A 13,014-nucleotide genomic window follows, 5' to 3' on the forward strand; every position below is an offset into this window, starting at 1 on the left:
TTATTCTTTATATTCTATTTTTTCATTTTTAAAAAAGACAGCAAACAGCACCATTACCACAAGTGCAAAGCCCGCCGGGAACAGCCATATATGCTGCCAGTTGTGTACACCTGCTGTATTGTAACTATCTGTAATTATTCCTGCCACCCAAAAACCTATAAGCATACCCACACCATAAGTTGCCAGTGTAATAAGGCCCTGTGCGGCACTTTTATGCTTTTCTCCGGCTTTAGAGTTGGTGTAAATTTGCCCGGACACAAAAAAGAAATCGTAGCAAACACCGTGTAATGCAATTCCTGTTATGAGTAAGAACGATAATTCACCTGCATTGCCGTAAGAAAATAAAATATACCTCACAGCCCAGGCCAGCATCCCTGCAAGCAGGGTGGCTTTAAAACCAAAACGCTTAAAGAAAACAGGTAGCAGGAGCATAAAGCCAACTTCGGATGCCTGACCTATTGTCATTTTGCCGGTAGGGTTTGCCATGCCAATTTCTGAAAAGAACGGGTTGGCATTTTGGTAGTAAAAGGCCAATGGAATGCATATTAGTACCGATGCGATAAAAAACATAAAAAAGTTGCGGTTGCCTAAAAGCTTAAGCGCATCAAGCCCAAGTATCTCTGTAACCGATGCTTTTTCGCCCGATGCCGCTTTGGGAGGTGTTGCAGGTAATGTAAAACTAAACAGCCCCAGTATTGCCGAGGCTATAGCCGTCATTAAAAATGTTTTTTGCAGTAAGCCTTCTTTTATCCCTTCGGCAGAATCCCAATGAAACAGGAAGCTAATGGCCAAGCCTGCGGCTATCCAGCCAATGGTGCCCCAAACCCTGATGGATGAAAAGTCTTTAGCAGGATCTTTCATTTGGTTAAAAGAAACCGAATTTACCAACGCCAGTGTAGGCATGTATGCTATCATATACCCAAAAACATACGGATAAAAAACATCAAAGCTTGTTGTGCTGTACAATTGGTACATTAGCAAAGCGCCTATAAGGTGCAGTACCCCTAATATTTTCTCGGCATTAAAATACTTGTCGGCAACGAGGCCTATCACAAAGGGCGCTATAATTGCTCCCCAGGACTGTGTACCAAAAACCATGGCGCTTTGTGCACCTGTAGCGTTTAGGTTGTTAGCTAAATAAGTACCCAATGTTACAAACCAACCGCCCCAGATAAAAAATTCGAGGAACATCATTAACGAGAGGCGTAATCGTATAGTTATTTTCATTGGTTGATTTAAGGGATAAATTTAAAGGTAAGGCTCAATTTTAGAAATTGGATCGTATTTAAATATCTTGAAAGCAATTACTACCGCGCAGGCAAAAATAATGTGCCCGAAAAAGAGTTGTATATAATACGACCTGCGGGATACATCTTCATGTATTGAAGTAAGATAGATGGCCCTCCAGCACATTATGCCTATCAATCCTGTGATAACACCCATAATGATACCGGACACAAATCCAAATTTCACCGATGTATACCTCCAGACAGCCTCGTAGGATATTACTATAGCGAAGCCTATTATATAATGTGCAATCCACCCGCCTATTTTGTTCCATCTGCCTTTTAAACGTATGCCAATGCCTTCCAACACAAAGTTCATCATAACCGGCTCTTTAAACAACCTTTTATAGGTGGCTGAGAGCAGGTAGCTAAACGTTGTCATGATATTAGTTGCAGAAAAAGCTGCTATAAATATTTTTAGTAAATTCATTATTTTAAGAAGCGTTGCACGCTGTTATAGTTTTGCAACAGCTTTAAGCAGGAGCGCTTTTGTAGCTTTAATGCCATCTTCTTCACTAAGGCGGCTGCCTTCATATTCTACACCTATCCTGCCTTTGTAGCCTGCCTCTTTTACAACTTTCAGCATTTTAAAATAGTCTATAGTGGTTTCGTTACCGTTAGCATCAAAATCAAACGATTTTGCACTAACACCGTGCGCAAACGGCATCATTTCCAGCACGCCTTTATATTTGTCATACTCATCTATGCACGGAGTCCCCCAACGCTCGCCGCCTTCTCTTTTCATACAAAAGTTTCCAAAATCGGGTAATGTGCCGCAGTTTTTAAGGTTGATGGCTTTAATTACCTGCATTAGCTTACCAGCGTCTGACGACAAACCACCGTGATTTTCTACAAGTACATTTATGTTACTTTTAGCTGCATATTGGGCAAGAGTCCCCAAACCATCTATTGATGTTTTTTTCCATACATCAAAATCCTTCTCTGCCCCTTCGCCAAATAAATTTACCCTGATGGATTTACAGCCCAACTCTGCAGCGGCATCTACCCATCTTGAGTGCTTGCCTATAGCTTCGTTACGGCTGGCTTTACTTAATGCAGCGAGTTCGCCCTCGCCATCAATCATTATAAGTACGTTTTGTACGCCGTTATCAGTACTGCGTTTTTTAAGCTCTCTGACTAAATTGTGTATTGAGGCCGTAGCATTAGCCTGGTCTATACTGTACAGCTGATTTACATATTCTACAGCATCAAAACCAAGCTGTTTTGCTTTCTTGGCAAAGTCTAACGGATCTAATGTTTTGGTTTCGAGAATGGCTTTATGAAGCGACCATTGCGCCAAAGATAATCTGATGGACGGAGCATTACTATCATCTGCCATTGCATCATCATGTAATAAATCGAACGGAGAAAGGTACTGCGCAAGGCTTAACGCCATGCCTAATTTACCTGTATTTTTAAGAAAAGATCGTCTGTGCATAAGTTTGTTTTTAGAAAAGGAACTGCCTGCTGCAATTAATTTCTAAAAATAAAAATTAAATCGATATAGTCAACCCTACTCCCAGAATTATAACTAATTTAATTAAAACAGATAAATTATTTTGCAACTAAAAGTGCATGCTTTTGTACCACCATATCTACAATTTTCTGGGTGTTATCAGGATAATTAACGGGTATTACCTGCCCGTTAAGCAGCCAGTCATTTATTACCGGTTCGTATTTAGATTTCAGGCTTTTAATAACCGGCACACCCATTGCTTTTAGTGCGGCGGCATTAAGTTGCTGCTCATACTGGTTTTTCATGGGGATAACCAACAGTTTTTTACCAAGATGCAACGCTTCGGCAGGGGTCTCGAAACCGGCACCACACAACACCCCTGCCGATGATGCCATACTCTCTGTAAACAATATATTATTTACAGGGCGGATGGTTATATTTTTATACACCATCTTTTTAGAGTTGTGCTTAGAGAACACATCCCAGGTAACATCTTTATATTTACTAAGCCTTTTTATAAGGGCTTTATCATCATATGATGGCAGGTAAACCGTGTAGTGGCCCTCGTTTGTAATGCGCTGTTTGCGCAGCTGCTGACGTATTACGGGCGTAAAAATAGTTTCGCCATTGCCTGCAAAGTGAAAACCGTATTTTGTCGTGGCAGGTGCATAATTTTTTAAGATAAGGCGGCCCATTTTATCGTTGTTATCAGGTAATGGAAAGCTTTCATCCAGCACCGCAGCCTGGTGGCTTAATGCTATGCACGGCTTGCCTTTAAGATGGCATGCCCATGCCGAAACCGGTTCAAAATCGTTAATAACCAAATCGTACTCATCTATAGGTAGCTGATGGATGCTTTTAACCAGTTTGCGCAAATTGGCTTTGGTAAAGGTTTTCCAAAGGGCTACCCCGCCCTTTTTGCCGAAAATAAAGCTCAAACCCTTTACCTTATACTTTACCGGGAATGGTAACGGCAAATCGCCCTGCGTGCCGCTTACTAAAATATCTACTTCGCCATGCTGCTGCAGGCAGGGTATAACATCAATTGCGCGGCTTAAATGCCCGTTCCCGGTGCCCTGTACGGCATAAAGTATTTTCATATTGCTTTATTTATTGTCTGATAAAAATTCACTAATCCAGCGCCCCGACTGTTTTACGGTGCGCTGCTGGGTATCAAAATCTACATGTACTAAGCCGAAACGGGCATGATAGCCCTCCGCCCATTCAAAATTATCGGTAAGGCTCCACACAAAGTAACCCTGCACGTTAACGCCTTCTGCTTTAGCCTTAAGCAACTGTTCTAAATGGTCTTGTATATATTGGGTACGCTGTGCATCGTTAACCTCGCCATTAGCCACCACATCCGGAAAGGCAGCGCCGTTTTCGGTTATAATAATTTTTTTAATGTTTTTATATTCCCCGAATTTTTTAAGAAGATGGTACATAGTGGGCGGATATACCTCCCACCCCATATCGGTAGTAGGTACTTTTCTGTTGCTTGCCTTAACAAGGGCGGCACCTATGTAGGGTGTGAACATCGATGCCCGCACTACCTCTCTTGTATAGCATTGCAGGCCAATAAAATCGAAATCAAAAGCCATATTATCGTTGTCCTCCGGGAGCATGTAGCGTTGCAACTTTTTAAGCACCGGGAAATCAGCCTCAGGATAGCCCATACCCAGTATCGGTTCTATAAAAGTGCGGTTAAGCAGGGTATCTACGCGCTGTGCGGCGGCAAGATCGCGCCTGCTTTGCGTGGCAGGCTCTATATGGGTGCAGGAAAAGGTAGTGCCTATAGTAGCATCAGGCATTCCAGCACGCAGTGCTTTAGCGCCCGCCGTAGTAGCCAGCGTAACATGATGAATAGCCTTTAAATAATTGGTAAACCCGCGCCTGCCGGGTGCGTGTATGCCTAAAAAATACCCGGCTCCGGTAAAAACCGAAGGCTCATTAATAACCATCCAGTGCTTTACCCTGTTGCCAAAATGTTGGGCACAAACAGCGGCAAAATCGGCAAACCAGGTAACACAGTCACGGTTGGTCCACCCGCCTTTAAGTTCCAGCGCATGAGGCAAATCCCAATGGTATACGGTAACCCAGGGTTCAATGCCATGCTCTGTAAGGCAGTCTAAAACGCGGTTGTAATAATCGATACCCGCCTGGTTGATCTCGCCCGTACCATTAGGCATTATCCTGGACCAGCTTACAGAAAAGCGAAAATTAGGAATATTCAACTCCTTTAAAAGTTGGATATCGGTTGTATACGAAGTATAAAAATCGCAGGCGGTAAGGGCATGGTGCCCGCCTTTAATTCGGCCTTTTTTTGAAGCAAAAACATCCCAGATGGAAAGGCCTTTTCCATCGGCATCATGAGAACCCTCAATCTGGAAGGCAGCCGTAGAGACGCCCCATAAAAAATCTTCCCCAAACTGAGATTTGCGTAAATCTAATTTATCCATCCGGCAATACCCCCAACTATTATTTTATTAATGAAGGAAGGTTGATTGCATGGCCCTTAAAAAAAGCCACTCCTTAAAGGATATAAGATATTTTAAGCTTAAAAATTTCATGTTCCGTGTTTTATACAAATTACCACTACCAATATTATTTAATAGTAATGCCGGTATTAATAAATTATTAAATACCAGTTAATTGCAAATAAAACAAAAAAAAAAATCAGGCTGCATATTTGGGTGCAGCCTGTATAAATCTATTTAAGCCGATTCTTTTTCTAAAAGTGCATTGGTGCGCCTTATGGCCTCCGCATCCTTGTAATCCAGCCATGCCTGGCCTTTGCGTTTGCGCATCCAGTTATCGTAATAACGGTTAAACGCCACGTTTGCAAAGCCCTTTAACAGGTTGGCAGGCCTGCCCGCCAATGAGCGCAGGCTAAGCGAAAACCCTGGCGTTAGGTACTTCATGTAATGCCACCAGCCCTCCGGCATGTAAAGCATCTCACCATGCTTAAGCGTGGTTATATACGGCTTTACGTTTTTAAGCGCAGGGAATTTCTCAAAATCAGGGTTATCAAAATCAATATCTTCATTACAAATCCAGGAGTATGGCAGGCGGTACATGTACTTGGTTTCCTTAGGGTCTACCAAAAAGCATTGCTTTTTACCCTCAAAATGAAAATGGAAGATGTTAGGGAAATCAATATCATAATGCATAAAAACTTTAGCATTCTGCCCGCCAAAAAACACCAATGGAAGGCTCTTTAACAACCTCAGCCCCAGTTGCGGCCATTTCATATCGTCTTTCATAGAAGGTACATCCTTCATTAAATTGTATAAAAAGATGCGCAGGTGGGTTGGGCCTTTTTGCAGTATATCAATATACTCGGCCATGGTCATTATAAAATCGGGCTCGTTTACTTTTTTGGTATGGTCGGTTTTACGGTTATCATATAACGGAACTTTTTTATCTCCCGCAACCTCCCGCAAAAACGTAAAGTTCCATTTTGTAAAGGCGGGCCAGTCTTCAATCTGGTTTGTAATTACCACCGGCTTTTGCGGCTTGTAGTAATTTTCTATAAACTCTTTTTTAGTAAGTTTTTCAACCCTCTCTATCTCTATATATTCAAAGGCCATATATTATCTTATTATTAAAAAACGGCGTACAATCAGTTAAAACAATTTTGTTGCCCATAGCTATAAACAAAGGGAATACGGCATATTTAGAGGCCCAAAATCGTTATACCAAAGTACAATAAATTTTAATAGCTAAGACAAATAATTACAGTACTGGCACACAACTTGCATGCATTAAAATACATCGCAAAATTTTTTGAAATTATTTATAAAGATTTCCCCTATAAAATCACTTTTTTAAAAAGTTAACAACAAAAATGAAGGGTTTTTGAAATAAATTCCATTCTTTAGCGTTTTATTAACATATTTTACCTACACCAAAACAATCAATTAATTTTTAGGCCAGGCGGTATCACTACACTAAGCCCTACATCTTAAGCATTGCTACCTCTGGCCGTAACAACTTAAATTACAACTTATGAAATCGTATTCAGCATCCGAAATCAGTACCCTGCTTAAAGGCAATATGGTGGGCGATACCTCGCATACTGTTTCTTCTCCGGAACAAATAGAACTTGCAGGCAACGACCAGATTACCTTTATTGGTAACAAAAAATACGAAAAGCTTTGGGCTGGCTCTAAGGCCTCTGTAGCTGTTGTTAACCACGATATTTCTATTGAACCCGGACTAAACAGGGCGTTTATAAAGGTTAATAATGCCGACCTTGCCATGTCTCAGATATTGGAATTGTTTGCGCCATTGCACCCACAGTTTGATACTGATATTCACCCTAATGCATCGGTTCACCCTACTGCAATTATTGGCGCAGGAGCCCGTATAGGAGCCGGTTGCTACATAGGCCCTAATGTAGAGTTAGGCGAAAATGTAACCATATACCCTAACGTTACTATATTAGATAACAGTACCGTGGGTAAAAATAGCACCGTTTGGAGCGGCGCCGTAATACGCGAAAATTGCCACATTGGTAACCACTGCATACTGCACCCTAATGCCACTATTGGCGCCGATGGTTTTGGCTTTAGGCCATGCCCTGAGCGCGGACTGGCTAAAATTCCGCAAATTGGCAATGTAATTATTGGCAACTGGGTAGAGATCGGGGCTAACTCGTGTGTAGACCGTGGTAAATTTAGCTCTACCATTATTGGTGATGGCTGTAAGATAGATAACCTTGTACAGATAGGCCACAATAGCGTAATGGGCAAGTTTTGCATTATGGCCGGCAACAGCGGCCTTGCAGGATCTGTTACGTTAGGAAATGGCGTTATCATTGGCGGAAGTGCCTCTATTAAAGATCATGCCACCCTGGGCGACGGTGTTACCGTAGGTGCAGGAAGCGGCGTTGTGGGCGATATTCCGGCGGGTAAAACCTATCTGGGCTACCCTGCTGCCGAAGCGCGTACTACCCTTAAACAGTGGGCCACTTTAAAAAGGCTTGCTGCTAACAGTTAATACTTTTTGTTTTATATACTTCTTAACCCTGCCCTTTGGTGGGGTTTGTTGTTTTTGGGCATTGCCAATACCTTCAATCTTGCTATATTCGTGGCATGCGTAAAAAATTACCATCAACAAGGAAAATACTAAGGCGTTTTATAAAAATGCTTGCCGTTATTTTTTTACTGATGAATGTAATAGCCCTATTCCACGCCTATAAATTCACGCATTTTAGCAGCGAGACCAGTACGCAAATTCGCAAACCGGTTGATCTAACCACTGCCCAAAAACTTAAAATGCTGTTGTTCGGTATTAATAATCCGCAGCCGGTAAATAAAGAAAAGCCCACACAGCCCTACCAGACCCTTATTCTGCAAAGCAATAAAAAAATAGAATGCTGGAGCATTAAATCGCCCAATGCAAAAGGTACCGTTGTTATTTTTCATGGGTATGGCGGCAACAAAAGCGGCATGATAGATAGATCGGACGAATTTATTAAAATGGGCTACAACACGCTTTTGGTTGATTTTATGGGCTCCGGCAACTCTGAAGGTAACCAGACTACAATAGGCTTTTATGAAGCGGAGCAGGTTAAAACCTGTTTTGAATACCTGCAACAGCAGGGCGAAAAGAATATTGTTCTTTTTGGCACTTCTATGGGGGCAGTGGCAGTACTCAAAGCTATAGATGATTATGGTATTAAACCAAACAGTATCATTTTAGAATGTCCTTTTGGCACCATGTACCAAACGGTTTGCGCACGTTTTAATGCCGTGGGCGCACCGGCTTTCCCTATGGCGGGGCTGCTGATGTTTTGGGGCGGAACAGAGAACGGTTTCTGGGCATTTAGCCATAATCCTGTCGACTATGCTAAAACCGTGCACTGCCCTGCCCTGTTGCTTTATGGCGAAAAAGACGGCAGGGTAAGCCGTAGCGAAATCGATGCTATCTTCACTAATTTTCAAGGGCCTAAACAGCTTACAACCTACCCACTGGCAGGGCATGAAAATTACCTGATTAAATACCATGACGCCTGGGTTAACGATGTTTCAGGATTTCTATCCAAATAAACTCAGCCTTTCAAAGCACTTACCGACTTGATAAAATACGGAGAATCGTTCCATCGTATCTTTTTGTAGCCTTTGTTTTGTTTAATGGCATCGGGCAGGCAGTTCCATATTGCTTCGTTCATTTTTTCGAGCAGCAGCTTACGCGAAAAATGGTCGGATACCACAAGGCTAATTTCCCTTACCGGCTTAGGCTCCTTAAATTGCTTGTACAGGCTTCCAGAGTTTTCGTTAAGCACCGATAGCTGCGGCACAATGGCAAACCCCAGCCCCGCCCTTACCAGGTTTTTAAGCGTTTCTATAGAGCTTATGTCATAACTAAACTGTTCCCACCGGGTGCCGGGTTCCTGTATGCTGCAAATATCCAACAACTGGGCATTGTAGCAGTATTCGTGTTGCAGGAGCAGCAGTTCCGGCCTGTCGTGCGGGTTCATTTCATACAGCTCCATGCCTGCCATAGGGTGCGATTCATGCAAATAAGCCACAAACGGCTCCTGAAAAACCACGTGCTCTTTAAGGTTAGCGTTGCCTGTTGGGGTAGCCATCAGGGCAATATCTATAGCGCCGGTTTCTACATCATTCATCAGCTGGCCGGTATTCATTTCTTTTATGGTAAAATGCATTTTGGGCGCAGCATCCTTCATAGCTTTAATAAACAGCGGCATAAGGTAAGGCGACAATGTAGAGATAACCCCAAGCGTTACCTCGCCCTCCAGGTCGTTTTTTTTATCAACCACAAAATCACGTATGGCGTCGGCTTCCCTCAGCACCTTTTTGGCGCGCTCTATAATCTCCTCCCCGGCGGCAGTAGGCTTAAGGGGAACTTTGGTGCGGTCGAATATTTTAATGCCTATCTCTTCCTCTAAATTTTTTAGCTGTATGGTAAGCCCCGGCTGGGTTACCACACATTCCTCGGCGGCGCGGGCAAAATGGCGGTGATGGTCTAAGGCTACTATATATCGTAATTGCTGTATGGTCATGGTTATAAAATTATTTTATAAAGGTAAAAAATTATTAATTTGATTGACACGAATACCTGCCATAAATTTGTCTTATCAAAATCAGCATAACAACACTGATCCAAAATAAGAAAAACAAATCAACAACATTTAAAATTATTTATCATGAAAAATTTAATCCTATCAGCAGCAGCCTTACTAAGTGTAGGCTTTGCATCAGCCCAGATAGATCCTGCCCTTTCAGGAAACTACAGCGTAGAAAAAGATACCCGCGAATTTTTAAAAGCAGTACATGGCGACGGTTCCGGCAAACAACTTTACGAACTTTCTATAGATGATGCCCGTAAGGTTTTAGTCAACGCCCAAACCGGCGATTATAAACTACTACCGGTAGATATTGATGAGAGGACAATAACACAGGATGGCCGTAAAGTATCCATCCGCATTGTAAAACCAAAAGGCAGTAAAGAAAAATTACCCGCAGTAGTTTATTTTCACGGCGGCGGATGGATATTAGGCAACGCCTTTACCCACGATAGACTGGTACGCGAACTGGCAGTGGGCGCTAACGTAGCTGTAGTGTTTGTAAACTACACCCCAACCCCGGAGGCCCGCTACCCACAAGCTAACGAAGAAGCCTATGCCGCTACCAAATGGATAAAAGAAAACGGCGCATCTATAGGTCTTAACACTACTAAACTTGCTGTAGGCGGCGATAGTGTAGGCGGTAACATGGCCATTGCTGTAACGCTTATGGCAAAAGAGCGCAAGGGTCCGCAGATTGACTTTCAGCTGCTTTTTTACCCTGTAACCGATGCCAGTTTTGATACCGCATCTTACCAGCAATTTGCCAACGGGCACTTTTTAACCCTTAATGCCATGGTGTGGTTTTGGAACCAGTATGCCCCTAATGTGGCCGACCGCAACCAGATTACCGCCTCACCCCTACGAGCCAGTATAGAGCAGTTTAAAGGCCTTCCTGAAGCGCTTGTTATTACAGGAGAGAACGACGTACTACGCGACGAAGGCGAAGCATATGCCAAAAAACTAAATGCTGCCGGTGTAAAAGTTACTGCCACCCGCTACATAGGCACCATACACGATTTTGTAATGCTAAACCCTATTACAAACACCCCTGCACCCCGCGCCGCCATTAAACAGGCTACCGCAGCCCTTGCAGAAAAACTAAAATAATTATCCTATAGCGGGAAAAAGGCTACACAATATAACTTTTAATTAACTCCCGCATTTTAAAAATCAATAACTTTACAGGACAACAGCCGCAAAGGCCCGCATCCAAACAACAATAATTATAAACTTTAAAAACACATTATCATGAAATTTACAAGAACCGCAAACGCAAACTGGAAAGGTACAGGAATGGAAGGAGCAGGAACTATTTCTACTCAAAGCACCACTCTAAATAAAGCACAATTATCATTTAAAACCCGTTTTGCCGATGGCGTTGGTACTAACCCGGAAGAGCTTATTGCAGCTGCACACTCAGGATGTTTTACCATGCAGCTAAGCTTTTTACTAAGCGAACTGGGCTTTACGCCGGAAGACCTTAACACAGAGGCTCAGGTTACGTTTGAAGACGGCACCATTACCAAGATACACCTTAAGTTAGAAGCCAGCGTACCCGGAATATCAGAACAGGATTTTCAGGACACAGCAGCAAAAGCAAAAGAAATCTGCCCGGTATCTAAACTGCTTAAAGCAGCAGAGATTACGCTATCTGCTACTTTAGTATAATTACTGAAGTTACTATAAATAAGAACCCCGCTCGCAATGAGTGGGGTTCTTATTTAAATAGCGATAACGATTTGTGTACCGCAACTGGAAAATAACTGATTTTTTATCATTTCTCAACAAACAAAGTTTATACCATACTTTTTTTACACATATTATTTTTATCTGTATAAAAAATCATTAAATTCGCAACATAAACAATATATAAAGAAATTATTGGCCATGAATAAAAAAGTAGTAATCGTATCGGCGGTACGCACCCCTATTGGCAGTTTTATGGGAGCGCTTTCTACCGTTACGGCACCACAGCTTGGAGCAGCCGCTATTAAAGGGGCTTTAGAAAAAATAAACCTTAAGCCGGAACTGGTAAACGAGGTCTTAATGGGCAACGTTATACAGGCCGGTGTGGGCCAGGCACCTGCAAGACAGGCTGCCCGACTTGCCGGACTACCCGAAAATGTTATTGCAACTACCGTTAATAAAGTGTGTGCCAGCGGTATGAAAGCCGTTATGCAGGCTGCACAGGCTATACAGTGCGGCGATGCCGAAATTGTTATAGCAGGTGGGATGGAAAATATGAGCCTTGCACCACACCTTGTACAAATGAGGGTGGGCACTAAATTTGGCGGTACTAATTTAGCCGACAGCATGCAAAAAGATGGCCTAAGCGATGCTTATGATAACAATGCTATGGGTGTTTTTGCCGATGCCTGTGCTACCGAATATAATGTGAGCCGCGAAGACCAGGATGCGTTTGCCATACAGTCTTACGAGCGTTCTGCCACTGCGTGGAACGCCGGTAAGTTTGATAACGAGGTTGTACCTGTTGCGGTACCACAGCGTAAAGGTGACCCAATAATGGTGACCAAAGATGAAGAATACACTAACGTTAAGATAGACAAGATACCTGCACTTAACCCTGCCTTTACTAAAGACGGTACGGTTACGGCTGCCAATGCATCTACCATTAACGATGGTGCTGCGGCACTTGTATTAATGAGCGAGGAAAAAGCGAATGAGCTTGGCCTTAAACCACTTGCCTACATTAAAGGTTATGCAGATGCCGAGCAGGAGCCTAAACGCTTTACCACTACCCCATCTATCGCGTTGCCTAAAGCGCTTGATAAGGCAGGGATCAGCAAAGAGGATGTCGACTTTTTTGAGTTTAACGAGGCGTTCTCTGTAGTAGGTATTGCCAATACCCAAATATTGGGCCTTAACCCGGAAAAAGTTAACGTTAATGGCGGTGCGGTATCGCTTGGCCACCCACTGGGTTGCAGCGGTGCCCGTATTATTGTTACGCTTATTAACGTGCTTGAGCAAAACAATGCCAAAATTGGTGCAGCGGCTATTTGTAATGGCGGTGGCGGTGCTTCGGCTATTGTTTTAGAGAGGGCATAAATTTTTTAATTCATATTTTCCTGAGGGTTAATAAACTCCGCGGAAAACACTTTTTACATATAACGCTTCTTCAGAATTAACTGCTATATTTGTGGTGTACTGAAGGAGCG

The 13,014-nt window shown here is 42.8% G+C and carries 12 protein-coding genes; 5 read left to right on the forward strand and 7 right to left on the reverse strand.

The genetic code is table 11. From position 1 onward, the window contains the following. The 6 genes from FMM05_RS11665 to FMM05_RS11690 form a co-directional block, all read right to left on the reverse strand. Window positions 1-1,227 carry a nucleoside permease gene (locus FMM05_RS11665; protein ID WP_143373561.1) on the reverse strand — a complete coding sequence of 409 codons (1,227 nt, stop codon included), beginning with the start codon at window positions 1,225-1,227 and terminating at the stop codon, window positions 1-3. A gap of 21 nt (window positions 1,228-1,248) precedes the next feature. Next, window positions 1,249-1,716: a hypothetical protein gene (locus FMM05_RS11670; protein ID WP_143373562.1), complete on the reverse strand. Its 468-nt coding sequence runs from the start codon at window positions 1,714-1,716 to the stop codon at window positions 1,249-1,251. Between the two features lie 24 nt (window positions 1,717-1,740). Next, window positions 1,741-2,724 carry a sugar phosphate isomerase/epimerase family protein gene (locus FMM05_RS11675; RefSeq protein ID WP_143373563.1) on the reverse strand — a complete coding sequence of 328 codons (984 nt, stop codon included), beginning with the start codon at window positions 2,722-2,724 and terminating at the stop codon, window positions 1,741-1,743. 116 nt (window positions 2,725-2,840) lie between these two features. Continuing rightward, window positions 2,841-3,842: a glycosyltransferase family protein gene (locus tag FMM05_RS11680; protein WP_143373564.1), complete on the reverse strand. Its 1,002-nt coding sequence runs from the start codon at window positions 3,840-3,842 to the stop codon at window positions 2,841-2,843. 6 nt (window positions 3,843-3,848) lie between these two features. Next, window positions 3,849-5,201, reverse strand: coding sequence for a GH1 family beta-glucosidase (locus tag FMM05_RS11685; RefSeq protein WP_143373565.1), 1,353 nt, complete (start codon window positions 5,199-5,201; stop codon window positions 3,849-3,851). A 255-nt stretch (window positions 5,202-5,456) separates the two neighbouring features. Beyond that, complete coding sequence (locus FMM05_RS11690) at window positions 5,457-6,332, reverse strand: cupin-like domain-containing protein (protein WP_143373566.1); 876 nt, start codon at window positions 6,330-6,332, stop codon at window positions 5,457-5,459. A 418-nt stretch (window positions 6,333-6,750) separates the two neighbouring features. On the opposite strand from FMM05_RS11690, the gene lpxD reads away from it, so the two are divergent. Further along, entirely contained in the window at window positions 6,751-7,743 is a 993-nt protein-coding gene (gene lpxD / locus FMM05_RS11695; protein ID WP_143373567.1) for a UDP-3-O-(3-hydroxymyristoyl)glucosamine N-acyltransferase, read from the forward strand. A gap of 95 nt (window positions 7,744-7,838) precedes the next feature. After that, window positions 7,839-8,795, forward strand: a complete 957-nt coding sequence (locus FMM05_RS11700; protein ID WP_235894402.1) for an alpha/beta hydrolase — start codon at window positions 7,839-7,841, stop codon at window positions 8,793-8,795. A 2-nt stretch (window positions 8,796-8,797) separates the two neighbouring features. Here FMM05_RS11700 and FMM05_RS11705 read toward each other — a convergent pair whose 3' ends face one another. Then, window positions 8,798-9,772, reverse strand: a complete 975-nt coding sequence (locus FMM05_RS11705) for a hydrogen peroxide-inducible genes activator (protein ID WP_143373568.1) — start codon at window positions 9,770-9,772, stop codon at window positions 8,798-8,800. A 144-nt stretch (window positions 9,773-9,916) separates the two neighbouring features. Here FMM05_RS11705 and FMM05_RS11710 point away from each other — a divergent pair, with 144 nt between their 5' ends. The 3 genes from FMM05_RS11710 (at window position 9,917) to FMM05_RS11720 (ending at window position 12,904) form a co-directional block, all read left to right on the forward strand. Next, complete coding sequence (locus tag FMM05_RS11710; protein WP_143373569.1) at window positions 9,917-10,945, forward strand: alpha/beta hydrolase; 1,029 nt, start codon at window positions 9,917-9,919, stop codon at window positions 10,943-10,945. 141 nt (window positions 10,946-11,086) lie between these two features. Then, window positions 11,087-11,506, forward strand: coding sequence for an OsmC family protein (locus tag FMM05_RS11715; protein WP_143373570.1), 420 nt, complete (start codon window positions 11,087-11,089; stop codon window positions 11,504-11,506). Window positions 11,507-11,725: 219 nt separating this feature from the next. Continuing rightward, entirely contained in the window at window positions 11,726-12,904 is a 1,179-nt protein-coding gene (locus tag FMM05_RS11720; protein ID WP_143373571.1) for an acetyl-CoA C-acyltransferase, read from the forward strand. The last annotated feature ends 110 nt before the right edge of the window (window positions 12,905-13,014 follow it).

Source organism: Flavobacterium zepuense (assembly GCF_007097145.1).
In the GTDB taxonomy this organism is placed as follows: Bacteria; Bacteroidota; Bacteroidia; order Flavobacteriales; family Flavobacteriaceae; genus Flavobacterium; species Flavobacterium zepuense.

Bases quoted from the DNA above. Each gene is read 5' to 3' on its own strand.
- FMM05_RS11665 (WP_143373561.1), bottom strand. From the start codon at position 1,227: ATGAAAATAACTATACGATTACGCCTCTCGTTAATGATGTTCCTCGAA.
- FMM05_RS11670 (WP_143373562.1), bottom strand. From the start codon at position 1,716: ATGAATTTACTAAAAATATTTATAGCAGCTTTTTCTGCAACTAATATC.
- FMM05_RS11675 (WP_143373563.1), bottom strand. From the start codon at position 2,724: ATGCACAGACGATCTTTTCTTAAAAATACAGGTAAATTAGGCATGGCG.
- FMM05_RS11680 (WP_143373564.1), bottom strand. From the start codon at position 3,842: ATGAAAATACTTTATGCCGTACAGGGCACCGGGAACGGGCATTTAAGC.
- FMM05_RS11685 (WP_143373565.1), bottom strand. From the start codon at position 5,201: ATGGATAAATTAGATTTACGCAAATCTCAGTTTGGGGAAGATTTTTTA.
- FMM05_RS11690 (WP_143373566.1), bottom strand. From the start codon at position 6,332: ATGGCCTTTGAATATATAGAGATAGAGAGGGTTGAAAAACTTACTAAA.
- lpxD (WP_143373567.1), top strand. From the start codon at position 6,751: ATGAAATCGTATTCAGCATCCGAAATCAGTACCCTGCTTAAAGGCAAT.
- FMM05_RS11700 (WP_235894402.1), top strand. From the start codon at position 7,839: ATGCGTAAAAAATTACCATCAACAAGGAAAATACTAAGGCGTTTTATA.
- FMM05_RS11705 (WP_143373568.1), bottom strand. From the start codon at position 9,772: ATGACCATACAGCAATTACGATATATAGTAGCCTTAGACCATCACCGC.
- FMM05_RS11710 (WP_143373569.1), top strand. From the start codon at position 9,917: ATGAAAAATTTAATCCTATCAGCAGCAGCCTTACTAAGTGTAGGCTTT.
- FMM05_RS11715 (WP_143373570.1), top strand. From the start codon at position 11,087: ATGAAATTTACAAGAACCGCAAACGCAAACTGGAAAGGTACAGGAATG.
- FMM05_RS11720 (WP_143373571.1), top strand. From the start codon at position 11,726: ATGAATAAAAAAGTAGTAATCGTATCGGCGGTACGCACCCCTATTGGC.